The organism is Flavobacterium okayamense (genome assembly GCF_019702945.1).
Classification (GTDB): Bacteria; Bacteroidota; Bacteroidia; order Flavobacteriales; family Flavobacteriaceae; genus Flavobacterium; species Flavobacterium okayamense.
Genome location: NZ_AP024749.1, coordinates 2545909 through 2571243, shown reverse-complemented (window position 1 = coordinate 2571243; position 25335 = coordinate 2545909). Strand labels below are relative to the sequence as shown.

General features: G+C 30.7%; 22 protein-coding genes. 10 read left to right on the top strand and 12 right to left on the bottom strand.

Annotated features, from left to right (window positions below):
* Positions 1 to 69 precede the first annotated feature (69 nt).
* The 5 genes from KK2020170_RS12050 (at position 70) to KK2020170_RS12030 (ending at position 9644) form a co-directional block, all read left to right on the top strand.
* Entirely contained in the window at positions 70 to 5601 is a 5532-nt protein-coding gene (locus KK2020170_RS12050; RefSeq protein ID WP_221258569.1) for a T9SS type A sorting domain-containing protein, read from the top strand.
* A gap of 83 nt (positions 5602 to 5684) precedes the next feature.
* A complete protein-coding gene (locus tag KK2020170_RS12045; RefSeq protein WP_221258568.1) occupies positions 5685 to 6680 on the top strand; it encodes a glycosyltransferase family 2 protein in 996 nt (331 codons plus the stop codon).
* On the top strand, positions 6680 to 7258 hold the full coding sequence (gene coaE, locus KK2020170_RS12040; protein WP_221258567.1) for a dephospho-CoA kinase: 579 nt from the start codon (positions 6680 to 6682) through the stop codon (positions 7256 to 7258). Before KK2020170_RS12045 ends, coaE begins: the two co-directional genes overlap by 1 nt.
* Before the next feature lie 80 nt (positions 7259 to 7338).
* Positions 7339 to 8922: a sensor histidine kinase gene (locus KK2020170_RS12035; RefSeq protein WP_221258566.1), complete on the top strand. Its 1584-nt coding sequence runs from the start codon at positions 7339 to 7341 to the stop codon at positions 8920 to 8922.
* Between the two features lie 23 nt (positions 8923 to 8945).
* Positions 8946 to 9644, top strand: coding sequence for a response regulator transcription factor (locus KK2020170_RS12030; protein ID WP_221258565.1), 699 nt, complete (start codon positions 8946 to 8948; stop codon positions 9642 to 9644).
* Positions 9645 to 9673: 29 nt separating this feature from the next.
* Here the strand turns inward: KK2020170_RS12030 and KK2020170_RS12025 are convergent, their stop codons facing one another.
* The 8 genes from KK2020170_RS12025 to KK2020170_RS11990 all read right to left on the bottom strand — a co-directional run bounded on the left by KK2020170_RS12025 (position 9674) and on the right by KK2020170_RS11990 (position 18004).
* Positions 9674 to 10399 carry an acyl-[acyl-carrier-protein] thioesterase gene (locus KK2020170_RS12025; RefSeq protein WP_221258564.1) on the bottom strand — a complete coding sequence of 242 codons (726 nt, stop codon included), beginning with the start codon at positions 10397 to 10399 and terminating at the stop codon, positions 9674 to 9676.
* A gap of 14 nt (positions 10400 to 10413) precedes the next feature.
* Positions 10414 to 11346, bottom strand: coding sequence for a tRNA (adenosine(37)-N6)-dimethylallyltransferase MiaA (miaA, locus tag KK2020170_RS12020; RefSeq protein ID WP_390640861.1), 933 nt, complete (start codon positions 11344 to 11346; stop codon positions 10414 to 10416).
* A complete protein-coding gene (locus KK2020170_RS12015) occupies positions 11336 to 12175 on the bottom strand; it encodes an ion transporter (RefSeq protein ID WP_221258563.1) in 840 nt (279 codons plus the stop codon). The genes miaA and KK2020170_RS12015 overlap by 11 nt, the downstream gene beginning before the upstream one ends.
* 17 nt (positions 12176 to 12192) lie before the next feature.
* Positions 12193 to 13551: an exonuclease domain-containing protein gene (locus KK2020170_RS12010; protein ID WP_221258562.1), complete on the bottom strand. Its 1359-nt coding sequence runs from the start codon at positions 13549 to 13551 to the stop codon at positions 12193 to 12195.
* A gap of 20 nt (positions 13552 to 13571) precedes the next feature.
* The gene (locus tag KK2020170_RS12005) at positions 13572 to 14237 is read right to left on the bottom strand and encodes a YggS family pyridoxal phosphate-dependent enzyme (RefSeq protein WP_221258561.1); all 666 of its coding nucleotides are present in this window, start codon (positions 14235 to 14237) and stop codon (positions 13572 to 13574) included.
* Between the two features lie 510 nt (positions 14238 to 14747).
* Complete coding sequence (locus tag KK2020170_RS12000) at positions 14748 to 15974, bottom strand: DUF1015 domain-containing protein (protein ID WP_221258560.1); 1227 nt, start codon at positions 15972 to 15974, stop codon at positions 14748 to 14750.
* Between the two features lie 68 nt (positions 15975 to 16042).
* Complete coding sequence (locus tag KK2020170_RS11995; protein WP_221258559.1) at positions 16043 to 16933, bottom strand: 3-hydroxyacyl-CoA dehydrogenase family protein; 891 nt, start codon at positions 16931 to 16933, stop codon at positions 16043 to 16045.
* 99 nt (positions 16934 to 17032) lie between these two features.
* A complete protein-coding gene (locus KK2020170_RS11990) occupies positions 17033 to 18004 on the bottom strand; it encodes a Gfo/Idh/MocA family protein (RefSeq protein ID WP_221258558.1) in 972 nt (323 codons plus the stop codon).
* Between the two features lie 124 nt (positions 18005 to 18128).
* Here KK2020170_RS11990 and KK2020170_RS11985 point away from each other — a divergent pair, with 124 nt between their 5' ends.
* Complete coding sequence (locus KK2020170_RS11985) at positions 18129 to 18770, top strand: protein-L-isoaspartate(D-aspartate) O-methyltransferase (protein ID WP_221258557.1); 642 nt, start codon at positions 18129 to 18131, stop codon at positions 18768 to 18770.
* A gap of 28 nt (positions 18771 to 18798) precedes the next feature.
* Here the strand turns inward: KK2020170_RS11985 and KK2020170_RS11980 are convergent, their stop codons facing one another.
* Both KK2020170_RS11980 and smpB read right to left on the bottom strand, forming a co-directional pair.
* Positions 18799 to 19161, bottom strand: coding sequence for a helix-turn-helix domain-containing protein (locus KK2020170_RS11980; RefSeq protein ID WP_221258556.1), 363 nt, complete (start codon positions 19159 to 19161; stop codon positions 18799 to 18801).
* A 6-nt stretch (positions 19162 to 19167) separates the two neighbouring features.
* On the bottom strand, positions 19168 to 19620 hold the full coding sequence (smpB, locus tag KK2020170_RS11975; RefSeq protein WP_221258555.1) for an SsrA-binding protein SmpB: 453 nt from the start codon (positions 19618 to 19620) through the stop codon (positions 19168 to 19170).
* A gap of 95 nt (positions 19621 to 19715) precedes the next feature.
* On the opposite strand from smpB, the gene KK2020170_RS11970 reads away from it, so the two are divergent.
* The 3 genes from KK2020170_RS11970 (at position 19716) to KK2020170_RS11960 (ending at position 22798) form a co-directional block, all read left to right on the top strand.
* Positions 19716 to 21134, top strand: a complete 1419-nt coding sequence (locus KK2020170_RS11970) for a choice-of-anchor B family protein (RefSeq protein ID WP_221258554.1) — start codon at positions 19716 to 19718, stop codon at positions 21132 to 21134.
* 4 nt (positions 21135 to 21138) lie between these two features.
* A complete protein-coding gene (locus KK2020170_RS11965; RefSeq protein WP_221258553.1) occupies positions 21139 to 22455 on the top strand; it encodes a hypothetical protein in 1317 nt (438 codons plus the stop codon).
* 61 nt (positions 22456 to 22516) lie between these two features.
* Positions 22517 to 22798: a hypothetical protein gene (locus KK2020170_RS11960; protein ID WP_221258552.1), complete on the top strand. Its 282-nt coding sequence runs from the start codon at positions 22517 to 22519 to the stop codon at positions 22796 to 22798.
* A gap of 26 nt (positions 22799 to 22824) precedes the next feature.
* Here KK2020170_RS11960 and KK2020170_RS11955 read toward each other — a convergent pair whose 3' ends face one another.
* Together KK2020170_RS11955 and KK2020170_RS11950 are read right to left on the bottom strand one after the other, a co-directional pair.
* Positions 22825 to 23670 (bottom strand): aldose 1-epimerase family protein, encoded by an 846-nt coding sequence (locus KK2020170_RS11955; protein WP_221258551.1) that lies wholly within the window; start codon positions 23668 to 23670, stop codon positions 22825 to 22827.
* Positions 23670 to 24230: a GNAT family N-acetyltransferase gene (locus KK2020170_RS11950; RefSeq protein ID WP_221258550.1), complete on the bottom strand. Its 561-nt coding sequence runs from the start codon at positions 24228 to 24230 to the stop codon at positions 23670 to 23672. The genes KK2020170_RS11955 and KK2020170_RS11950 overlap by 1 nt, the downstream gene beginning before the upstream one ends.
* Positions 24231 to 24512: 282 nt before the next feature.
* Here KK2020170_RS11950 and KK2020170_RS11945 point away from each other — a divergent pair, with 282 nt between their 5' ends.
* Entirely contained in the window at positions 24513 to 25037 is a 525-nt protein-coding gene (locus KK2020170_RS11945) for a hypothetical protein (RefSeq protein ID WP_221258549.1), read from the top strand.
* Positions 25038 to 25335 lie beyond the last annotated feature (298 nt).

Sequence of the window (25335 nt, the reverse complement as noted above, 5' to 3'; positions counted from 1 at the left end):
ATTTCTTCATCTTTAAACGTGTATTAAAAAATTGTAAATTAGCTAATTATAAACATAACTAAATAAAAGATGAAGAAAATTACTTTATGGCTATTATTTGTATTTGCTTGTTTGCAGGCCACTGCACAAGTAAATATAGTAGAGAATTTCGATTCAGGCACCTCCCTTGCTGCAACGGGATGGACTGAAACTGGTGGTAAAACTATTGCCGCTGCTGATGCATGTGCTGGAAATTCTATTAGAGATAACTTATATGGTTCTAGTACAACGGGTACTTTAGTGTCTCCAAATCAAGTTGCAGCTTCAAACGGTACCGATTTAACGGTTAGTTTTGATTACAAGATTGAAAACTGGAATAGTACTACAGCAGCTCCAGCAGGTTGGGGTAACTTTGTTGTTCAGTATTCAACTGATAATGGAACAAACTGGAATACCTTTTTTACTGTTGATGATGGTAATCACGTAGTAGCAAATACTTGTGCTACTTTTACTAATGTGATTCCTGCTGCTAGCTTACCAGTTGGCTCAGATTTTAGAATGAGATTTAGTATGACATGGGTGTCAGGAGATTATGATATTTATTTTGATAATATCTCTGCAACCCAAGTTCCAACTGCAGTACCTTCATGTACTGTATTATCAACACCAGCTGATGGCGCAATTTATGTAAGTTCATCAGTAATTTCATGGACACTAGCTCCAGGTATTCCAACAGGATACAGATTAAATGTAGGTACTTCTACAGGAGGAACAGATATTTTAAACAACTTTGACGTTGGAAATGTATTATCTTATGATTTAGGTTCACTTTTGCCAGGAACAACATATTATGTCACTGTTATTCCTTATAATGGAATAGGGGATGCAACGGGTTGTTCAGAAACAACTTTTACATCTTGTGGTACTATGATGGCTCCATGGACTTATGATATTGAAACGGCTGCGAATACAACAAACTCTACAATTGCTGAATGTTGGTCATCAAATCCTTCAGGAACTACAGCTGCTTTTAGATGGGATGTTGATGGTGCAGGTTCTACACCTACGGCAAACACTGGTCCTTCTGCTGCTTATAGTGGAGTTAAATATTTTTATACAGAATCATCAAGTGGGACTACAGGTGCTGTTGCAGAGTTAGTTTCTCCAATGGTTGATGTAAGTGGTTTAACAACTCCTACAATTCAATTTTATTATCACATGTATGGCGCAACTATGGGTGAATTACATGTTGATGTTTACGATGGTGCTGCATGGAATAATGATCTTTTAGTTTTAACAGGTCAACAGCAAACTGCTGCTACTGATGCATGGACTTTAAGTATAGTAAGTTTAAATTCTTTAACTATTACTGGTGATGTTCAGGTTAGATTTAGAGCATTAAGGGGTACAGGTATAACTGGAGATATCTCAATTGACGACATTAGTTTTGCAGAAGCTCCTGCTTGTTTTGATCCTATTAATTTAGGTGTAGCAAATATTACCTCAGATAGTGTTGATGTTTTATTTACAGATGCTTCGAGTGGTTCTCAATTTGATTTTTATTATGTGGTACAACCAGCTGGAACTGGTGTGCCAGCTACTTTTCCTTCAGGTGTTTATGAAGATGGTTCAAATTCTGTTGACGGAATCAATTATTCGATTCCAGTATCTTCTCTGTCTTCAAATACAGATTATGAAATTTATGTCGCTGCAGATTGTAACGGTAATTGGGTAGGACCATTTAACTTTACAACTTTATGTACAACGTTTGTAGCTCCATGGACTTATGATGTTGAAGCTGCTGCAGCAACAACGAATTCATCAATCTCTGATTGTTGGTCATCAAATCCAACAGGGACAACTGCTGCGTTCAGATGGGATGTAGATGCTTCGGGATCAACGCCTTCTACTGGAACAGGTCCTTCTGGTGCTTATAGTGGAGTTAAATATTTTTACACAGAAGCTACAAGTGGTACAGCTGGTGTTGTAGCTGAATTATATACACCAATGATTGATGTTAGTGGCTTAACAACTCCTACTGTACAATTTTATTATCATATGTATGGTGTAAACATGGGAGAGTTACATGTTGATGTTTATGATGGTGCTGCTTGGAATAACGATATGTTTGTAGTTGTTGGTCAACAACAAACAGCTGATACTGACGCATGGACTTTTAGTGTAGTAAGTTTAAGCTCATTAACAATAACTGGAGATATTCAAGTTAGATTTAGAGGAATTAGAGGATCAAGTTTTGAAAGTGATATGTCTATTGATGATATCAGTGTTACAGAAGCTCCTTCTTGTTTTGATCCTATTAATTTAGCAGCTTCAAATGTTACTTCAAATTCGTTTGATTTAGATTGGACTGATGCTTCTGGTGGGTCACAATTTGATTTTTATTATGTTGTTCAACCAGCAGGTACTGGTTTACCTGTAGCTAATCCTGAGAATTATTATGATTATTCAAGTGGAACGCCTTTTACTATTACATGTACTGATTTAGCTGATTGTGCTAATACATTATTAGCTTCAAATACTGCTTATGAAGTTTATTTGAGAGCTGATTGTAGTGCAAACTGGGTTGGTCCTTTAAATGTAACTACTTTGTGTTCTACATTTATTGCTCCATATGCTGAAGATTTTGAAAATGGAGGAACGATTCCATCATGTTGGAATATGTCTGGAAGTGAAAACTGGAGATTTTCTAATACAGGTGCAGGAAATCACATTGGAAATAATGGTACAATTGTAGGTACAACACTTTCAAATGGTTATTTTGCTTGGGTTGATGATTCAACCCCAGATACTGCTGATGCTAGTTTAACTTCTCCTTTTATTGATGTTACTCCATTAACAACTCCGACATTATTCTTTTATGAATTAAGTGATAATGAGGGCGGTAATCCAAACTCAACATTAAATGTTGAAGTATGGGATGGTGCTGCTTGGAATGCTGTTGCAACATACAATACTAACACAAATGGTTGGGTAGAAAGAATAATTGATTTATCTACATTAACTATAACAGGTGATATTCAAGTTCGTTTTATTATTGTTGAGTCTTCAAGTTTTTATGATGATATAGCTATCGATGATGTGAGAATTAATGAAGCACCAACATGTTTTAATCCTGTTAATTTAGCTTTTTCAAATGTAACATCAGGTTCATTTGATTTAGACTGGGTAGATGGTTCAGGTGGTTCGCAGTTTGATTTTTATTATGTTGTACAACCAGCAGGTACAGGTTTACCAGTAGCAAACCCTGAAAACTATTACGATTATTCTAGTGGTACACCTTTTACGGTTACATGTACAGATATTACTGATTGTGCTAATACATTGTTAACATCTAATACAGCTTATGAAGTATATGTTAGAGCAGATTGTAGTACTACTTGGGTTGGTCCTCTTACAATTACTACTGAATGTGGTGTTTATTCAGTTCCTGAATTAGAAGATTTTGCTGTGTTTTTACCAGATTGTTGGGAAGAAGCTGATGGTGGAGATCTTGTAGCTGGACCAAATACTTTCGGTACAGGTGGTTGGGTTGTTGATGGTTTTGGAAATGTTGGAACTACTGGAGCCATAAAAAATAATATTTTCACAACTGGAGCTAATGATTGGGTATTATCACCGTTATATGATATCCCAGCGACAGGATGGGAATTAAAATTTGATGCTGCTGCAACGCAATTTGCAAGTACAAATCCACCTACAAATCCTTGGGAATCTGATGATTTTGTTGAGGTTTTAGTTTCAACTGGTACTACAAACTGGACTGTACTTTATACATATAATGATGCAAACGTACCTTCAAACACTGGAACAACAAACATTATTGATTTAGATGCTTATGCAGGTCAAACTGTAAGATTTGCTTTTAGAGCTGTTGAAGGTGCAACCAATGGTTCTGCAGATATTGATTTTTCAGTTGATAACTTTGAAATTAGATTAACACCTGCAACACCACCAGCTTGTGCTACAAATGTTGTTGGTACACCAGATGCCTCTTGTGGTAATTTTGATAACACGCTTACTTGGGATGCAGTAACTGGAGCTGATGGATACTATTTAACCATTGGTACTACTACAGGTGGAACAGATATTCTTAACAACCAAGATTTAGGTTCAACTACTTCTTATGTTTTTGCAGGAACAGTTGGAACTACATATTATTTTACGGTTTCTCCATATAATGTTAATGGACCTGCTACGGGTTGTTCAGAAGTTTCTTTTACTACAAATGCTAATGGATGTTATTGTACATCAAATCCTTCATCTGTAGATGCTTCAGGTATTACAAATGTGGATTTAGGAGCAACAAGTTTCCCTAGTGGAAGTGTGTTAACGTATTATGATAATACTGCAACAGTTGTTGACTTAGCGCAAGGTGTAACATCTAATGTTCAAATAACATTTGCTACAGGATTTACTTATGATACTAACATTTGGATTGATTTTAATGATGATTTTGATTTTGACGATGCTGGTGAATTAGTTTATACAGGAGTTTCTACAGCTACAAATCCAACAACTTTAGATGCATCATTCTTAATGCCTGGTGGAGCTCCATTAGGACAACATAGAATGAGAATTGGAACTGCTGATTCAGGTCAAGTACCACCAAATCCTTGTTATAATGGTACTTGGGGTGTAACTTCAGACTTTACTGTTAACATTATAGCACCATCTTGTACACCACCTGCATTTGCAACAGCTACAGTTTCTCATGATTGTGGAAATGGACAATTTAGTGTTGATATAGATATTACTGCTCTAGGTAGTGGTTCTCCTTCAATTACAGATGGTACTTCATCATGGCCAGTTTCTGGAACAGGTGTTGTTACAGTTGGTCCATTTACTTATGGTACACCAGTTACTTTAACTTTACTTCATGGTTCAGATAACGTTTGTGATATTCCAGTAGGAACATTTAATTATGCAGTTTGTCCTCCAGCAAACAATGACTGTACTAATGCACAAGTTTTAACTCCAGGTGCAGTATTTGCAGATAATTCTGTAGTAGGTACATTAGTTGGCGGTACAAATTCTGGAGTACCAGCACCAGGTTGCGGTTCTTATGCTGGAGCTGATGTTTGGTATTCAGTTACAGTTCCTGCTTCAGGTAATATTACAATTGAGACTAATAACAACTCAAGTTCATTAACTGACACAGCTATCGCAGTTTATAGTGGTACATGTGGTTCTTTAACATTAATTGAGTGTGATGATGATGATAGTGCTGATGGTAACTTCTCATTAGTTTCTTTGATGGGATTAACACCAGGCCAAGTTCTTTATGTTGTAGTTTGGGAGTTTGGTGGAGGAACTGAAGATACTTTCCAAGTTTCTGCATACGATGCTTCATTATCAACAAATACATTCAATTCTAATGAGTTTGTTGCATATCCAAACCCTGTTAAAGATGTATTAACTTTAGAATATTCTTCTGATATTACTGATGTTAACGTAATTAATATGTTAGGTCAAGTGGTATTAACAAGAACAGTTAATGCAACTTCTGCTCAAGTTGATATGTCTCAATTAGCAGCAGGTACTTATTTAGTAAATGTTACTTCAGGTGATGTTCAAAAAACAATTAAAGTTGTAAAACAATAATTGTACACTAAATATAAAATGTTAAGTCCCGATTTATTCGGGACTTTTCTTTTTTAAGATTATCTTTGGTGAAATTTTAATAAATGTATTTCTCTTTTATTATTCCTGTATATAATAGACCTGAAGAAGTAGATGAATTACTTCTAAGTTTAACACATCAGAATTATGAAAATGATTTTGAAGTTGTTGTAATTGAAGACGGTTCATCTATTAATTGTGAGGATATAATTAAAAAGTACAATTCTAAACTTAAAATTTCTTATTTCTATAAAGAAAATTCTGGGCCAGGTGATTCTAGAAACTTTGGAATGCGTGTTGCAAAAGGAGATTATTTTCTTATTCTTGATTCAGATTGTATTTTACCTGCTAATTATTTGAAAAACGCATATGATAGCCTTCAAACAGATTATGTTCATTGTTTTGGAGGAGTTGATAATGCATTATCTTCTTTTTCTGACATACAAAAAGCAATCAACTTTTCAATGACTTCATTCATTACTACTGGTGGAATTAGAGGAGGTAGTGAAGCATTAGAAAAGTTTCAGCCTAGAAGTTTTAATATGGGACTTTCGAAGGAAGCTTTTGAAAAGTCAGGAGGTTTTGGAAATATTCATCCTGGTGAAGATCCAGATTTATCAATCCGTCTTTGGAGTTTAGGTTATCAAACAAAACTCTTAAAGAATGTTTCAGTATATCATAAAAGAAGAATCGATTGGAAAAGGTTTTCCACACAAGTAAATAAATTTGGTAAAGCAAGACCAATTTTAAATCACTGGTATCCAAAATATGCTAAACCAACTTTTTGGCTTCCTTCATTATTTCTATTAGGATTTACATTAGCAATTTTACTTTTGTTTTTTGGAATAAATCAATTGCTTTATTGTTACGTTTTATATTTTATATTAGTAGGAATTTTATCGTTAATTCAAAATAAGAGCATTAAAATTGCGTTATATAGTATTATAGCTGCTATTATACAGTTTTATGGATATGGTAAAGGATTTTTATTGTCTTTTTATAAAGTTTCAATTTTAAAGAAAAAACCAGAGAATGCTTTTCCAGAATTATTTTTTAAGTAATGACTAGAATTATTGGTTTAACAGGAGGAATTGGTAGTGGTAAATCTACTGTAGCTAAATACCTAGCTTCGAAAGGTATTTCTGTTTACATTGCAGATGTTGAAGCAAGAAAATTAATGGAATCAAAAGAAGTTATTGACGAAATTAAAAGTTACTTTGGAGAAAAAGTTATTTCCAAAAAAGGAAAAATAAAAAGGAAGACATTAGCAAATTTAGTTTTTAGCGATAAAGAGAAATTAAACAAGTTAAATAGCATAGTTCACCCTAAAGTAAAAAAGCATTTTATGGAATGGGTTTTGTTACATAAAAACGAACCTTTTATTGTTAAGGAAGTTGCTATTTTATTTGAGACAAATGGACATTTAGATTGTGATAAGGTAATTTTAGTAACAGCTCCTGAAGATGTTCGTCTAATGAGAGTAATGCAACGTGATAATGTTTCAAAAGAAGATGTTTTAGCCAGAATGAATAATCAAATGTCTGAGGAAGAAAAAATATCAAAATCTGATTATGTTATTCATAATATAGTGTTAAATGATACTTATAATCAAATAGATAAGTTACTTAAAATTATATAAAATCCTCAAAAAAATAATTAATTGTTAATCTTTGGTTAATGTATTTTAACTATAAATGTTAAAAAGTTAAATTTGTATCGATGAACAAGAAAAGATTCCGATTACTAGTTTTTTTTATGAGCTTGTCGCTAATTGGAATAATATTAGTACAATTATATTGGATTAATACTTCTCTTGCAAAAAATGATGAACAGTTTAAGTATCATGTTCAGCAAGTTATAGGTAGCGTTGCGGATAAGATTAATAATAAAGAGTTAAAAGAGTTTGTTACAAAATTCGAGGAACTTAAAGACAGTATAGGTAAAGAGCCTGAAACATCAGTTTTAAGAAAAATATTCTTCTTAGAACAAGATACTAAAACTAAAGAAACCATAATTTACACGAATACATTAATTGCTGAAAATTATGGGATAAGTGGTTCGTTCTTTGATAAAAGTTTAGATTCGGTTAATGTTAGTGGTTTAGTTGCTGATAGAAAAACTGAAATTTATAAAGGAAATCCTATTGACAACTCAGGGGTATCGATGAATCCAACACCAGATGTTACCATTCAAAAGAAAGGTGGAATTTCATCTTTAGAAAAAGCATATTTTGAATTGTATAGTAAAGATATTGTTAGCGTTAGACCTATACAACAAAGAATATCACAAGAAGAAATAGAAGCTTTATTGACAGAAGAACTTATAAAATATGGTGTAAACACTCCATTTGAATTTGGTGTTTATAGTAACGGATTAGCAACAAAAGTAAGATCAAATTTATTTCGTTACGATAAAAAATCAACTTATGGTGTACCCATATTTAAAGATGGAGATGGTGTAGCACAATATCAATTATTAGTTTCATTTCCTCAAAAGAGTAAATTTTTATTTTCTTCTATCGTTGGAATTACTGCTTTGTCGATATTGTTTACATTGGTAATTGTTTTAACTTATTCGAGTGCTTTAAATCAATTATTGAAACAAAAGCAAATTTCTGAGATTAAAACTGACTTTATAAATAATATGACGCATGAGTTTAAAACACCTATTGCTACAATTAATTTAGCTTTAGATGCTATTAAAAATCCTAAAATTATAGATGATAAAGAAAAAGTTCAACGTTATCTTCAAATGATTAAGGATGAAAACAAACGAATGCATGCACAAGTTGAGAATGTTCTCAGAATTTCGAAACTAGAAAAAAATGAATTAGATATTTCTAAAGAACCAACTGACGTAATCGAAACACTTGAAAATGCAATTGAACATATTAGTTTAATTGTAGAAGATAGGGAAGGAGTTATCAATACACATTTTAATGCAAATAGAACAACAATTTTGTTAAACGAAATGCATTTTACTAATGTATTGGTAAATATTCTAGATAATGCTATTAAATATTCGCCTGATGCACCAATTATTGATGTGTATACTGAAAATATAAAAGATTTTATTTTAATTAAAATTCAAGATCAAGGTGCGGGAATGAGTAAAGTGGCTCAAAAAAGAGTTTTTGAGAAATTTTATAGAGAACATACAGGTGATATACATAACGTTAAAGGTCACGGATTAGGTTTAGCTTATGTTAAACAAATTGTTGACGATCATAACGGACAAATTTTTGTTGAAAGTGAAAAAGGAAAAGGCAGTACTTTTATTTTAAAAATGCCATTAATAAATTAAGAAATAACACAACGACTATTACTATGGAAGCAAGAAAAATATTATTAGTTGAAGATGATCCAAACTTTGGAGCGGTACTAAAAGATTATTTAATTATAAATGATTTTGATGTTACTTTGGCTAAAAACGGAATGGAAGGTTTTGAAAAGTTTAAAAAAGACACTTATGATTTGTGTATTTTAGACGTAATGATGCCTTACAAAGATGGATATACTTTAGCTCGTGAAATTCGTGAAAAGAATCAAGAAGTGCCTATTATTTTCTTAACTGCTAAAACACTAAAAGAAGATGTTTTAAAAGGATATAAAGTAGGAGCTGATGACTATTTAAATAAGCCATTTGATTCAGAAGTTTTACTAATGAAGATTAAGGCTATTATGCAACGTAAAGCAACTGAAATTAAGCCTGATAATACTAAGTTTGAATTTATTATCGGTAAGTTTCATTTGAATTCAAAATTACGTTTCTTGTCATATAATGGAGAAGAACCAGTGAAATTATCACCAAAAGAGTGTGAACTTTTAAAAATGTTAGCACTTCATGAAAATGATTTAATGCCAAGAGAATTAGCATTAACTAAAATTTGGAGAGACGATAATTACTTTACTTCTCGTAGTATGGATGTATATATCGCGAAGTTGAGAAAATATCTAAAACAAGATGAAAACGTGGAAATTTTAAATATTCACGGTGAAGGTTTTAGACTAGTAGTTAAAAAATAATAAAAAAGCTCTGATTAATCAGAGCTTTTTTATTTTAAAGTAAGTTGTAAAGCAAAACAAACTTTATCATCTTTTGTAATAGCAAAACTATTTTCAAACTGTTTTATAGAAGCTTTATCGAAAAGTGAAAGCTCTTTAAGGAAATTCATTTCAAAAGAAGTAATGTTTTGATTTAAAACATCTTTTGGATTTATTAAATTTAAACACCACTCTAAATATTTAACATTGTTTACGTGATTTACTACATCTAAATCAGATAAGTGTACTTCTCTTTCAAAGATTGTTGTATTTACATCGTTTAAATTAACTCGGTCTACATTTTTTTCAGTTGCTTTAATCGGAAATTTTTCAAAATGTTCATGTTCAACGGCTAATGTATCAGGTCTTCTAGTTTTTGTATTTAAAATAGCCCATAATGTTTCACAACCTACTATCTTTTCATCATTTAAATACATTTCTAAGCAGCGTATAGACCTAGAATTCTCTAACGAATTTATCCAAGTTTTTACCACAACTGTATCATTCCATTTAGGTAATTTCTTTACTTCAACAAGCATTCTACTCAAAACCCAAGTTTGATTAAAAGGCATCATGTCTTTAAAGCTAATTCCACCTAATTCGGCATGTTTTCCTGCGGTTAATTGTAATAAATTGCACAAATCAGTATACTTCAAACAACCATTAGGATAACATTGTAAAAAGTTGATTTCGTGTTTTTGTTCAAATTTTGAAGTGAATTCAGGTGAAATAGGCATGTAAAAAATATAAATTAAAAGTTATTGATTTTTGATTCTATGGAATGTATGATTTCATTTACATCCGTTTTATAATCAAACCAAGAAGTATTTTCTGTTCGTTTGAACCAAGTGATTTGTCGTTTGGCAAATCGGCGTGTATTCATTTTGATTTGCTCTATGGCAAAATCTAAAGTAGTTTTCCCATCGAAATAATCAAACAATTCACGATAACCAACCGTTTGTAAGGCATTTAAATCTTTATGTGGATATAATTGTTGAACTTCATCCAGAAGTCCTTCCTGAAGCATTATATCAACGCGCTGATTAATTCTATCGTACATTATTTCTCTATCGGCTTGTAAACCGATTATAATTGGAATAAAATCTCGCTTAACTGAACGTTTCCCTATAAAATTAGAATAGGGTTTACCTGTTCCTAAACAAACTTCAACAAAGCGTTTCATGCGTTGCGGATTGACTAATGTTTGTGGATTTTCGGTTTCTAATTTTTGATAATAATCGGAATCTAAGTCTTTTAAAGTCGATTGTAAATATTCAATTCCAAGTTCGTCATATTTTGAATTGATTTCATCTCTAACCGAAGCATCAATATCTGGAAACTCATCAAAACCTTTCAAAACTGCATCAACATATAAACCACTTCCGCCAACCATAATTTGAATGGTATTGGTTTGAAAAAGTTCGTCTAATTTTTGTAAAGCTTCAACTTCAAAATCACCAACTGAATAGTTTTTAAAAATGGATTTATTTTGGATAAAATGATGTTTAGCAGCTGCTAATTCTTCTTCACTGGGAACTGCAGTTCCAATTTTCATTTCTTTAAAAAATTGGCGACTATCACACGAAATAATTTCACAATTGAAATGCTGTGCCAATTTTATGCTTAAAGCTGTTTTTCCAATGGCTGTTGGACCAATTATTGTAATTAAGTAGTTATTCATCATTTAATTCACTTCCACAATTAAAACAAAAGCTAGCATTATTTTGATGCCCTTCAATCCCACAATTAGAACATGGATGTTGTTTTGGTTTTGTGTCGCCTTTTTTACTGTTTAAAGCTATTTCAGAAGTAATAATTCCTGTGGGAACTGCAATTATTCCGTAACCTAATATCATTACAAAAGAAGCTAAAAACTGACCTAATGGAGTTCCTGGTGAAATATCGCCATAACCAACAGTTGTTAACGTAACTATTGTCCAGTAAATACTTGTAGGAATACTTGTAAATCCATTTTCAGGACCTTCAATCACATACATAAGTGAACCTACAAAGACAGTACTGATTAAAACGAAATAGATAAAGACAAATATTCTACCGCGACTTGCATACAAGGCATCAATCAAATGTATCGATTGACCAGTAAATTGTGGATGATTTAATATTTTGAATAATCGAATTAATCGGAAAGCTCGAATAATAGTTAGAACACTTGTTCCTGTTAAGAATAAAGACAAATACATGGGTAAAACCGCAATTAAATCGATAATTCCATAGAAACTGAAAATGTATTTCCAAGGTTTTTTTAAAGCTATTATTCTAAAAACGTATTCGATTGTAAAGAAAAAAGTAATTATCCATTCTAGTAAAATGATTTCATCGTGATATTTTGCATCAAAACCTTGAACGGTTTCAAGCATAACTAAAATAACACTAAGTAAAATAACACCAAGTAACACTAAATCGAATAATCTTCCAGCTGGCGTACTTGTGCCATAAATAACAATGTTAATTTTCTGTTGGATAGATTCCCACTTTGATTTATTCGAAGTCATAAAACAAAAATAGAGATTTAAAATGAAACAACCTTTACTTTGTTTTTCTTCATGTAGCTTTGAATAATGGTTTTAATATCTCTATTGTGCTGCATAGAGATGATTAAATTTCGAAGTATATCGATATTTGTTATTTGGTAATTTAAATCATAAAAGCAATAGCCTTTGTATATACCATTTTCAATTAAAACAGCACTTTTTTCATCGTGAGTTCTTCCTTTATCAATAATAACCATATTATTGTTTGTAAACGAATAATCGGTGATAAATTGGTTTACTCTTTCATTGTATGTTTTCGGGTCTTCTTTTTCAATACAAGCACCAAAGCATTGTTTTATATCGTACTGAAAGCAACTTTTTTTAGTATCATACAATCCGTTTACTTTTTGGCAAAGATTGTATTTCTCAGTAATTTTAAACAAAAATGCTTTTCCTTCTTGTAAAGTGCTAAAGGAAGTTATTTCTTTTTTTCTTCCGTCAGCTTTTTGAATTTTTAAAGAAATATATCCTTTTTCTGTCTTCTCTTGATACAAAGCCCATTGAAAAATGGTTCGCCTTTGTGCACGATTATAAATGGGTTTGTTAATTTTTATTTCTTCACTTTCTTTAAGTAAAGCAATTAATTCACTTCCAGTTTCTTCAAAAGTTACTGCATAAACTTCACGCTGAATCTTCTTACTTTTACTAGAAGTTCCAGTAAAATGTTGATTTATACGTTTCTTTATGTTTTTACTTTTACCTATATAGATAACTTCACCCTTTTCATTGTGAATGTAATAAATTCCCGTTTTGGATGGTAAACTTTCAACAATGTCTAAAAGTTTTGGCGACATTCCAGCTTTAACTTCCGTTTTTACAAAACTTTTTACTATTTCTTTCTCTTTATCTTTCGATAAAAGAAGTTTAAAAAGCTTTACGGTAGCCATAGCATCACCACTTGCTCTATGTCTATCAGCAATTGGAATTCCTAATCCACGAACCAATTTTCCTAAGCTATACGATTTTTGTTCTGGAATTAATTTTTTAGCTAATTCAACAGTACAAAGTGTTGGTTTTTTAAAATCGTAGCCTAAACGTTTGAATTCTGTACGGATTACTCGATAATCAAAAGATGAATTATGAGCTACAATAACACAACCTTCTGTAATTTCTATGATTCTTTTGGCAACTTCATAAAATTTTGGAGCACTACGTAACATAGCACTATTAATACCCGTTAATTTTACAACAAAAGGTTGGATAGGTTTTTCGGGATTAACTAAACTTATAAATTGATCCACAACTTCATGGCCATCGAATTTATAAATAGCAATTTCGGTAATACCTTCTTCGTTGTATTGGCCTCCAGTTGTTTCTATGTCGAGAATAGCGTACAAGTAATTTTAAAAAATGTAATTTAATTGTAATTTCTGTTTCCAAATATACTACTTCCAATTCGAACCATAGTACTTCCGCAAGAAATTGCTAATTCATAATCGCCACTCATACCCAATGAAAGCGTTTTGAAATCGGGATTTTGAGTCTTGAATTTATCGAAAAGTGATTTTAAACTCTCAAACTCTTTTTTAATTTGGTTTTGGTCTTCGGTAAAGGTTGCCATTCCCATTAAACCAACAATTCGAACATTTTTTATCTCATTTTTGTCATTCTGAACGAAGTGAAGAATCTCTTCTAACTCACTTTCATCTAAACCAAACTTCGTTTCTTCATCGGCAATATGAACTTGAAGTAAACAATCGATTACTCGATTGTTTTTTTGCGCTTGTTTGTTGATTTCAAGAAGTAATTTTAAACTATCAACGCCATGAATTAAACTTACAAAAGGCGCAATTAATTTGGCTTTACGCGATTGCAAATGTCCTATAAAATGCCATTCAATATCTTTAGGAAGTTGGTCGTGTTTTTCGACTAATTCTTGTACATAATTTTCTCCAAAAACACGTTGACCAGCTTCATACGCTTCCAAAATATCAGCATTTGGTTTTGTTTTTGAAACCGCAACTAAAGTAACGTGTTCTGGTAGTGAAGATTTTATGTTATTTAGGTTTTGTGAGATTGACATTGTTTGTTAAATTGATATTTTTTCTTTAGAAATATATTTTATTAGATGTTTTTTTAATTCAATTTCAGATATATCTAAAATTGAAAAGCGAAAAAAAATGATATTTTTTCCCATTGATTTGAAATTAATGTAAAACAAATACCTCAATAAATTACTAGTTAATAGCTTTTTCACTAAAGCAAAATCCGATAATTTTATAACTAACAAATCACTTCTAGAATAACTACCAATTTCTATGTAATCAACTTTTGTAAATTCTATTTTTAAGTTTAATGGAAGATAAATTATTTCAGATTCATTTATTTCTAAAACGTATTTATATTTTAAAAGATGATAAAAGTTAATTACATAGAATAAAATATGAAATATAAAAATAATAAAAGGGAGTATTAATAAATAAATTGTATTTAAAAAGCCATAGATTGCAAGAAGCAATATTATTAATGAAAAGGTGAATAATAGAATTACCTTTAATGGTTTAAATTGTATTTTTAATATATTATCCATTGTTTATAATTCATAAACAACCAAACCGCTTCTAAATTTAGGTTCGATGTAAGTAGATTTTGGAGGCATAATTAAATCGGCGTCGGCAATTGATTTAATTTCATTAATATCAGAAGGATATAACATGAAGCCAACGGCAAATTCGCCACCATCAACAGCAGATTTAATTTCAGTAATGGGTTGTTTCCCAGAAATATAATCGATTCTTTCGTCGTTACGTAAGTTACCAATATTTAAAATGGGCTGTAAAACCGTATCGTATAAAATTTGCGCATCGAGTTGGTTTAATACCGAAGCATTTTTGTCCAGAAAATCAGAGTCTTTAAATGTTAAAGCATAGAATTTTCCATCTAAGTACATTCCGAATTTCCCCTTTTTAGAAGGTTTCCAAAGTTCTTGTTCCTTTAATTCAATATTAAAATTTTCTCCTAATTTTTCTAAAAATTGATCTTTACTAAAATCATTTAAATCGCGAATTACTCTATTGAATTCGTAAATTTTTACATTACTTTCAGCAATTAAAAAACTTAGGAAATAATCTAAATTAGGATTGTTTAGATGTTGGTCCTGTTGTCTTAACAATTCTGCCGATGACGAACGATGATGTCCGTCGGCAATATAAAGATTCGGAATATTTTCAAAATGTTGTACTAACCAATCGATATCACTTTCAGTATCAATTTTCCAAAGTGTATGTGTTTCTTTGTTAGTTGTTGAAAATGAATATAAAGGTTTGCTTTTTTTCTTGAGAGAAATCCAAGTATTCAGTTCAACACTATCAGGATACGTAATTAGAACAGGCTCAGTATTAAAACGTGTTTGATGCAAATAATCTTTAAACAATTCTACACGATATTGTAAAGTGTCTTCGTGTTTTTTTATGTGATTATTTTGATAATCATCAACCGAAGTTCCTGCTAAAATTCCAGTAAAAGAATTGGTTTTCGATTTAATTTCGTAGATGTAAAAATTAGGCTTTTCTTCAGTCACAAAAACACCTTCTCGCTTAAAATCTTGATATTTTAGCGCTACACCTTTAAAACGTTTGTCCCAACTTGTGGTATGTGAATGAACATAAGCCGGATTGATAACATGTAAAAATGAATACGGATTAAAGTTTAACCAAGCCGCTAATTCAGCCTGACTATAATCGTCGTAATTTCTGCAAGTTACCAAGGAAACTTTATCTTCAGCAGGACGAACCGCTTTAAAAGGAATGATTTTAGCCATTTACTTTAAGTTGTCAGGGATAAGAAATAAGGGATAAGCAAAATATACTTATCCCTAATCCCTTTTTACTATTTACTAAATTGAGAAGCTACTTTTTCTGCTTTTTTACTTTCAGAATAATCGTAGAAACCTTCACCAGATTTTACTCCTAATTTTCCTGCCATTACCATGTTTACTAATAATGGACATGGAGCATATTTAGGATTCTTAAATCCGTTGTACATTACGTTTAAGATAGATAAACACACATCAAGTCCAATAAAATCGGCTAATTGTAATGGACCCATTGGATGTGCCATTCCTAATTTCATTACCGTATCAATTTCAGCTACACCACCAACACCATTGTATAACGTTTCGATAGCTTCGTTAATCATTGGCATTAAAATTCTATTCGCAACGAATCCAGGATAATCGTTAACTTCTGTTGGAACTTTTCCTAATTTAACTGATAAGTCCATGATGATTTTAGTTACTTCATCTGAAGTATTGTAACCACGTATAATTTCAACCAATTTCATAATTGGCACCGGATTCATAAAGTGCATTCCTATAACGCGCTCTGGATGAACCACAGCAGCTGCAATTTGTGTAATTGAAATCGAAGATGTGTTTGTTGCTAAAATAGTATTATGGTCGCAAACGTCACTTAACTGTTTGAAGATTTTAAGTTTCAAATCAATGTTTTCTGTAGCCGCTTCAACTACTAAATCACAACCTACAACGCCATCTTTAACATCAGTATATGTAATGATGTTGCCAATGGTTTTCATTTTATCGTCTTCGGTAATACTACCTTTAGCAACCATTCTGTCTAAGTTAGTTGCAATAGTTTTCATACCTCTTTCAATAGCGGCTTCTGAAATATCGATTAATTTTACTGTAAATCCTGATTGTGCAAATGTATGAGCAATACCGTTGCCCATAGTTCCTGCACCTATAACTGCGATTGTATTCATTTTTTAAGTTTTGTTTGTTTTATTTGAGTTTTAATTTTGTTTAATAATTTGTTTAAAGTTGTTTCAACTTTTGAACTAATTAAATCTTAAATTTTTAAACTATTTTTTATTTTCCATTGATTCAATAATCATATAGGCTACGCGTAATGCTTCCGTTCCATCTTCTAATGTAACAATAGGAGTGGTGTTGTTATTGATAGCATCAGCAAATGTTTCTAACTCGTCTAAAATAGCGTTGTTAGCACTTACTTGTGGATTATCGAAATAGATTTGTTTTTTAACGCCTTCGGCATTTTGAAGAATCATATCAAAATCACCAGGAACTTCTGGAGCGTCTTTCATTTTTACAACTTCACAAACCTTGTCTAAATAATCAACAGAGATATAAGCATCTTTTTGAAAGAAACGCGATTTACGCATATTTTTCATTGAAATTCGGCTCGACGTTACATTCGCAACACAACCGTTTTCAAATTCGATACGTGCATTTGAAATGTCTGGAGAGTCTGAAATTACGGCAACACCGCTAGCATTAACTGATTTTACTTTCGATTTAACTACACTTAGAATAGCATCGATATCATGAATCATTAAGTCTAAAACCACAGGAACATCAGTTCCTCTTGGATTGAACTCTGCTAAACGATGCGTTTCAATAAACATTGGGTTTTCTATCTTATCTTTAACCGAAGTAAAAGCAGGATTAAAGCGTTCTACATGTCCAACTTGACCTTTTACATTGTATTCTTTTGCCAAAGCAATAATTTCTTCGGCTTCAGCAACAGTGTTTGAAATAGGTTTTTCAATAAAAACGTGTTTTCCAGCTCTAATTGCTTCTAAAGCACAATCATGATGGGATAATGTAGGTGTTACAATATCCACAACATCAACGGCTGCAATTAATTCGGAAATAGTATTGAATTTTTTATAGCCAAACTCTTTAGAAACTTTATTGGCATTATCTTCAAAAGGGTCATAAAAACCAACTAATTCATATTTTGAAGATTGATTAAGTAATCGTAAATGTATTTTTCCCAAGTGGCCAGCACCCAGAACACCAACTTTTAACATAAACAAAGTATTTTCAACAAATGTACTATTTTAGTTTTGAGTTTAAAAGTTTAAAGTTTAAAGTTTTTCTGTTTGATTTTTTGTTTTTTAAGCTATAATTTTACCGAAACTAAATCCTTCAAAATTGAGAGATACCCAAAAACATCAAGGACTTCGTAATAAACTGGTTACACTTTTAGAAGAAAAAGGGATAACCGATAAAACAGTATTGGAAGCCATTCGAAAAATTCCGAGGCACAACTTTATGGAGTCGAGTTTTGAAGATTTTGCCTATCAAGATAAAGCCTTTCCTATTGCAGCAGGACAAACCATTTCACAACCTTATACAGTTGCATTTCAAAGTCAGCTTTTAGAAGTTAAAAAAGACGATAAAATTCTAGAAATTGGAACGGGAAGTGGTTACCAATGCGCTGTTTTATGTTTAATGGGAGCCAAAGTTTTTTCCATTGAAAGACAAAACGAATTATTTAAAAAAACATCATTATTACTTCCAAAGTTGAATATTCGCCCAAAACGATTAATTTTTGGAGATGGTTATAAAGGTTTACCAGAAGAAGCTCCGTTTGATAGTATTATAGTTACGGCAGGAGCGCCATTTATTCCTGAACCATTGATGGCGCAATTAAAAGTAGGAGGAAGGCTAGTTATTCCTTTAGGTGATAAAGAACAAATTATGACACTTTTAATTCGCAAGAATGAAACACAGTTTGAAAAGCATGAATTTGGTGAATTTCGATTTGTTCCACTTTTAGAAGATAAAAATTAGATTTGGGTAAAATGAAAAACGTAACTGATTATTTTAATCCCGTTAATTTTTGTTTCAAGATTTCGATTTCGTCTAAGATTGAAGCAATTTCTTTTTCTTTCGATTTTGGACTAACTTCAATTCCTTTTTCTTGAAGAATTTCAGTAATTGCTTGAATGGCAAACGGATTTAAATCGAAGTTTTTATCTAATTTAACTTTATACCAAGCGACTAATAATTGTTTTAAATCAATTTCAAGTAAACTCGATAAGGTTTGAATTTGTTTTTTAGTAGGAATACGAAAACCATTTTCAAATTTACTTATCAAAGCTTGGTCAATTTCGGCTAATTCTCCAAGTTTTCTTGTAGAATAACCTTTTGTTTCTCGACCTTTTTTAAGTAAATCTTTCATAACGAATTAATGACTTTTCTTAATTCGATCTAAATCACGTTTGGTATCGCGATCTTTTATAGTTTCACGTTTGTCATAGTTTTTCTTACCACGACAAAGCGCGATATCGAGTTTAGCTAATCCTTTTTCGTTTGTGAATAAACGTAATGGAACAATAGTTAATCCTTTATTTTGAGCATCTTTTTCAAGCTTACGCAATTCTTTTTTGTTTAAAAGAAGTTTGCGTTCGCTTTTAGCTCTATGGTTGTAATGTGTTCCAAAAGCATACTCTTCTATATTAGAGTTGATTACAAATAATTCGCCATTATGAAATTCACAGAAACTTTCAGCAATAGAAGCTTTACCTAAACGGATTGATTTGATTTCGGTTCCTGTAAGTACTATTCCAGCAGTGTATTTATCTAAAATTTCGTAATCGAATTTTGCTCTTTTATTGAGTATGTTTATGGTTTTCTGCATAGGGATGCAAATTTAAGATAAAATATAATTTTATTTGATTAAATCTTTTTTAAAATTAGTATTTTTATAGCCCAAGTCTAAACATTAATAATAAAATGAAACAACTTTTCTTTACTTTAACTCTAATATTTTGTATACAAGTATTTTCTCAAACACCTTGTAGTGGTGGATTTGCATCTTCTTTTCCTTGTAATGAAATTGATCTTTATTCAAATTTAACTATTACTCAATTAGGAGGAACTGCAACTGCTGAAGGGAATGATATTTGGGGATGGACAGATCCGCTAGATAATAAAGAATATGCAATTATTGGTTTGACGAGTCATACAGCTTTTGTAGATATTACAAATCCAACTACCCCAATTTATCTAGGTAAATTGCCAACTGCAACAGTTAATAGTATTTGGAGAGACATTAAAGTTTACAATAACTATGCTTTTATTGTTAGTGAAGCTTCCAATCATGGAATGCAAGTATTTGATTTAACAAAGCTTAGAAATGTTGTTTCACCACCAGTGAATTTTACTCAAGATGCTTATTATAATGGTTTTGGTAGATGTCATAACATTGTTATAAATGAAGCTACTGGATTTGCATATGCTGTTGGAACTTTGACATTTAGTGGAGGACCACATTTTATTAATATTCAAGACCCTTTGAACCCTACAGCTGCTGGTGGATATAGTGCAGAAGCTTATACTCATGATGCTCAAGTTGTTATTTATAATGGTCCTGATACTGAACATAACGGAAAAGAAATATTTTTTGGAGCAAATGAAAATCAGGTTGTAGTTGTTGATGTTTCAAATAAAGCTAATCCTATTTTGTTATCAACGTTTACTTACACAAATGCAGATTATGTACATCAAGGTTGGTTAACAGATGATCAAAAATACTTTATTTTAGGAGATGAAACTGATGAATCTACTTATGGGTTTAATACAAAATCAGTTATTATTGATATGAGTAATTTGGATAATCCAGTGCTTAAAACAAATTATTTTGGTCCAACAAATGCAATAGATCATAATGGATACGTTGATGGTAATGATTTTTACTTAGCAAATTACAGAGCTGGTCTTAGAATAATTGATATTGCAGATATTGATAATGGTAATCTTAATGAAGTAGCTTTTTTTGATACATATCCAACTAGTAATACGGCTAACTATAATGGTGCATGGAGTGTTTATCCTTATTTTGCTAGTGGATCTATTATTGTTAGTGATATAGAAAGAGGACTTTTTGTTTTAAAAAAATCCAATACTTTAAGTTCAAATACATTTAATGAAAATGAATTTAGGGTTTACGTTGATAATAAATCAAATTTATTGAAGATAGAAGCTTCAAATGAAATAGATGAAGTTTGTATGTATAATATTTTAGGTAGTCAAGTAAAAAATGGTAACGGAAATAAATTATTAACACTAGATTTAGATATTTCGGATTTAAATTCAGGTGTTTATATTGTTAAGATTAATAACGCTACCACTAAAAAAATTGTGATCAATTAAAAATATGAAAAAGATTATTTTAATATGTTGTTTGCTTGTCATCATTGCATGTCAAAAAGATGAAGATTTTGGTGATAATTCATTTTACAAGCTTAAAGGGGAAAAAGTTTGGTCGACAACTTTTGGAGGCTCAAATGATGAGACTATTAAAAGTGTAATTACTACTAAAGATGGTGGGTTTTTGGTAATTGGTTACACAAAAAGTAGTGATGGAGATATAGTTGATACTAATGATAATATTGAAGATGCTTGGTTGTCTAAATATAATTCAGAAGGCGATTTATTATGGAGTAAAACATATGGAGGCTCTTTAGATGATTATTCTTATAGTGCAGTTGAATTGGAAAATGGAGATTTTGTTGTCGCTGGTTATACTAAAAGTATTGATGGTGATGTTTCAAGCAATTTAGGTATGCATGATTTTTTTGTTTTCAAAATTGACTTTAATGGAAATTTAATTTGGTCTAAAACATATGGCTACACGAGTCATGATCATGCTCATAAAATTATAAAAACTTCGGATAATGGATTTTTTGTAGTAGGTTTTACAGACTATAGTGGAGGAATAGGTAATAAAAATATATTACATGGTGTAGGTGAATTCTATGGAATGAAATTAGATTCTAATGGTAATATGATTTGGGATGTGTTTTTTGGAGGAACACAAAATGATAGAGTTTTTGATGTTGTAGAAGCTAATGATGGAGGTTATGTTATGGTTGGATATTCTGAGAGTAATGATTTTGATGCAACAGACAATCATGGTAGCTATGATTATTGGGTTATAAAAGTAAATAGCTTGGGAGATTTAATTTGGAAAAAATCTTTTGGAGGATCTGATCTAGATCAAGCATATGGAATTTCTAAAACGCGAAATGGTAATTATCTTATCGTTGGTACATCTAGTAGTTTAGATGGAGATATTTCTAGTCATATAGGAGGTAACGATATTTGGGTTTTAGCGATTAACGATATGGGACAAAAAATTTGGGATAAATCATTTGGAGGTTTACAATATGAAACTGCAAATTCTATTAAAAAAATTCATGATGAAAGTTTTGTAATTGTTGGTCATACGAGAAGCAACGATGGTGATGTTTCTAATAATATAGGTCAAAATGATTTTTGGGTTTTGAATATAGATTCAGGAGGAAAATTATTTTGGGAAAAAACATTTGGGGGAACAAGTTTTGATTTTGCCTATGACTGTACGCAATTATTAGATAACAATTTAATAATTGTTGGAGAAACACAAAGTTCAGATTTTGATGTAGAAGAAAATAAAGGAATGAATGATTTATTGATTGTTAAAATTAAATAATTAACAATTTAATTAAAAATAATTACTATATTTATGTTAATTAACCTAACTAAATATAATTATGGTAGTAGATTATCAATTAATTGATAAGGAAGCAGTAGCGTCTTTATCATTTCCTAAGCAAGAGGTTTTAAATGATGCACAGGAAGTTCTTCAACGTAAAACTGATTTAGAGAGAGCACTAACTTTAGGTAATTTAGAGCATGTGAAAATGAAAATTTATTTTGAAGATGACATATGTGGTCATGTAGTAGAAACTACAGTTTGGGGAGTAACTTCTGACCGAATTATACTAAAGCAAGGCGTTGTAATTCCAATAAATAGAATTCATAAGATTATTTAAAAAAATCCCTCAACTGAGGGATTTTTTTAATGCATGGTAATTTCAATTTTGTTTGTGGCTAATTCTTCAGGTTCAAGAATTGTAATTCCTCTTTTATCAAAAATATTACCATTTGAATCATTATAATCTGCGAAGCCATTCCAAGGTTCAATACAAATAAAAGGGGCATTATTTTTAGTCCATATTCCTAAATGAGGAAAATTCGTCAATCTAAATGTTATGTATGGTTTTTCTGCTTTTAAAAGGCTAAATTCATTCGAATTAAATTTTTTTAAGACTAATGCATCAGTTCTAAAATGGTTGTAATGTAAGGCTAGTTTATTATTTTCTAGACTAATTTTATTTGTTTTAGTATTGTATAATTCATTTTCTAATGAATAAAATGTTAGCTCGTTATCATTAGGAAAACTTAAACTATATTCTTCAATGTTTTCAATTTTGAACGCTGGATGTGCTCCGATAGAATATGGCATTTTATTGTTCGAAAAATTTTTTGTTTCATAAGTCAAAACAATATTATTTTCTATTAATTCATAACTTAATCTCAAACGAAATTCAAAAGGATAATTGATTAAAGTAGTATGATTTGATACTAATTCGAGAACAATTTTAGAATCACTTTTTTCGACAACTTCAAATTCGAAATCACGAGCAAAACCATGTCGCGGCAAATTATACGATTCTTTCTCAATACGATATTCATCGTTTTTTAGCCTACCTACAATTGGAAATAAAATTGGTGAAGTTTTATTCCAAAATTGTTCATCAATATCCCAGATGTAATTTTGATTTCCTTTTGTTAATCGAATTAATTCGGCACCTTTTGTGTTAATTTCTGCTGAAGTGTTATTATTTGAAATTGTATAAATCATTATCGATTAAATTCACGTTTTAAAATACCATATTTTACGGTGTCACTAAATTCATTGTTATAGAAAAAATCTTCTTTAAAATGTGCTTCTTTTCGAAAACCATTTTTAATTAAAACTTTTTCTGAAGCAATATGTCTTGAGTCTATAACTGCTTCTATAGAGTGAAAATTTAAAGTATTAAAAGCATAATTAAGTAATGTTTTAACAGCTTCAGTTACATAACCTTTTCCCCAATATTCGGGTAATATCATATAACCAAGCTCTGTACGATAGTTTTCAGGTTGTGTTCTATAAAAACCCATTATCCCAATACATTTATTATTCCCTTTTTCAGTAACTGCCCAATTAATATCAGCATTCTCCTTGATTTTTTCATTGATTATTTTGATGTGGTTAAGTGCATCTTCAAGAGAAGTTGCAAACGGACGAGGTATAAATTTCATAGTTTCCTTGTCTCCGCGTAATTTTAAAATTTCAGGAGCATCACTATCTTTCAATTTTCTAAAAGTTAATCTTTCAGATTGTAAATTAGGAAAAGGTTTAAAGTTTAATTCTAGCATAAGGTAAAAATCGTGATAATTTTTTAATTTTAAATATACTTTTAACAAAGTTTTTTGTTAATCCAATAGATTGTTAATTAACTAATTATAAGGTATTTGTTAACATTGAAATTTTAGTTTATTGGGTAATTTTGAGACAAGTCCTTTTTGCCTCAATGAAAAAGATTTAAAATCTGTCAGTAACAAAAGTAATTCAACTAAAAGGGGAAGAAATTTTTAAGCCTTCATTTATTTGTTATTGATTTAATTATATCACAATCATTAATCAAAAAACGGACAATTATGAAAGCAATTATTTTATTTTTATTAGTTAGTTTTTCTACAATTGGTTTTTCTCAAACAACCAATAATAATGAAAACGAAGATTTTAAAATTGAAGAATTACCCGAAATTGTATTAAAGAAAATTGGAGAAGATTTTTCAGTTTACTTACCAGATAGAAACCCTGACACAGATGTTAGGCAACTTCAAGATTATTTCATAGCTTATGAATTAGGAAAAGACTTTGAAGGGTATGATAATTATTTGGTTATTATGAATAATGCGAAAGGAACTTTAACAGCTACCTATAATCATAAAGGTAAATTAATAAAAGTTGTTGAAAAATATGAAAATGTTAGGTTGCCGAGTAGTGTTATTTATTCCGTCATAAAAAAATTTCCAGATTGGGGAATTGTTGATGATAAATACATGTACACCCAAACTGATGGTGATGTATTAAAAAAACATTATAAAGTTAAAATAAAAAAAGGGAGAGAAACAAAAAGATTACTTGTAACACCTAATGGTGAAATTTTAAAAGGATAAAATTTATAAGGCTTAGTTTAACTAAGCCTTTTTAACGTATTTATTAGTAAAATTTTTACAGCTATAATTTATATCGATTTAATGCTTGTTTAAAAGAATAAATAACATTTTATTAAGTATAATTAGAAAATAAATTAACGTGATAAATTAATAGAAGTAGTTAATTTTGGGTAAACTAAAATTTAAATAGAATGCAATTAAAATGATGTCTTATTAATTAACAAAAAGGGGAAGAAATTATAAACCTTGTAAGTCCTGTTATTAACTAATCTTAATGAGTTAATCGAATAAAAAGGCC

Bases quoted from the DNA above. Each gene is read 5' to 3' on its own strand.
- KK2020170_RS12000 (WP_221258560.1), bottom strand. From the start codon at position 15,974: ATGGCTAAAATCATTCCTTTTAAAGCGGTTCGTCCTGCTGAAGATAAA.
- KK2020170_RS12025 (WP_221258564.1), bottom strand. From the start codon at position 10,399: ATGCCTATTTCACCTGAATTCACTTCAAAATTTGAACAAAAACACGAA.
- KK2020170_RS11980 (WP_221258556.1), bottom strand. From the start codon at position 19,161: ATGAAAGATTTACTTAAAAAAGGTCGAGAAACAAAAGGTTATTCTACA.
- KK2020170_RS12045 (WP_221258568.1), top strand. From the start codon at position 5,685: ATGTATTTCTCTTTTATTATTCCTGTATATAATAGACCTGAAGAAGTA.
- KK2020170_RS11965 (WP_221258553.1), top strand. From the start codon at position 21,139: ATGAAAAAGATTATTTTAATATGTTGTTTGCTTGTCATCATTGCATGT.
- KK2020170_RS12050 (WP_221258569.1), top strand. From the start codon at position 70: ATGAAGAAAATTACTTTATGGCTATTATTTGTATTTGCTTGTTTGCAG.
- KK2020170_RS11995 (WP_221258559.1), bottom strand. From the start codon at position 16,933: ATGAATACAATCGCAGTTATAGGTGCAGGAACTATGGGCAACGGTATT.
- KK2020170_RS11960 (WP_221258552.1), top strand. From the start codon at position 22,517: ATGGTAGTAGATTATCAATTAATTGATAAGGAAGCAGTAGCGTCTTTA.
- KK2020170_RS12035 (WP_221258566.1), top strand. From the start codon at position 7,339: ATGAACAAGAAAAGATTCCGATTACTAGTTTTTTTTATGAGCTTGTCG.
- smpB (WP_221258555.1), bottom strand. From the start codon at position 19,620: ATGCAGAAAACCATAAACATACTCAATAAAAGAGCAAAATTCGATTAC.
- miaA (WP_390640861.1), bottom strand. From the start codon at position 11,346: ATGATGAATAACTACTTAATTACAATAATTGGTCCAACAGCCATTGGA.
- KK2020170_RS12015 (WP_221258563.1), bottom strand. From the start codon at position 12,175: ATGACTTCGAATAAATCAAAGTGGGAATCTATCCAACAGAAAATTAAC.
- KK2020170_RS11950 (WP_221258550.1), bottom strand. From the start codon at position 24,230: ATGCTAGAATTAAACTTTAAACCTTTTCCTAATTTACAATCTGAAAGA.
- KK2020170_RS11990 (WP_221258558.1), bottom strand. From the start codon at position 18,004: ATGTTAAAAGTTGGTGTTCTGGGTGCTGGCCACTTGGGAAAAATACAT.
- KK2020170_RS12005 (WP_221258561.1), bottom strand. From the start codon at position 14,237: ATGTCAATCTCACAAAACCTAAATAACATAAAATCTTCACTACCAGAA.
- coaE (WP_221258567.1), top strand. From the start codon at position 6,680: ATGACTAGAATTATTGGTTTAACAGGAGGAATTGGTAGTGGTAAATCT.
- KK2020170_RS11945 (WP_221258549.1), top strand. From the start codon at position 24,513: ATGAAAGCAATTATTTTATTTTTATTAGTTAGTTTTTCTACAATTGGT.
- KK2020170_RS11970 (WP_221258554.1), top strand. From the start codon at position 19,716: ATGAAACAACTTTTCTTTACTTTAACTCTAATATTTTGTATACAAGTA.
- KK2020170_RS11955 (WP_221258551.1), bottom strand. From the start codon at position 23,670: ATGATTTATACAATTTCAAATAATAACACTTCAGCAGAAATTAACACA.
- KK2020170_RS12030 (WP_221258565.1), top strand. From the start codon at position 8,946: ATGGAAGCAAGAAAAATATTATTAGTTGAAGATGATCCAAACTTTGGA.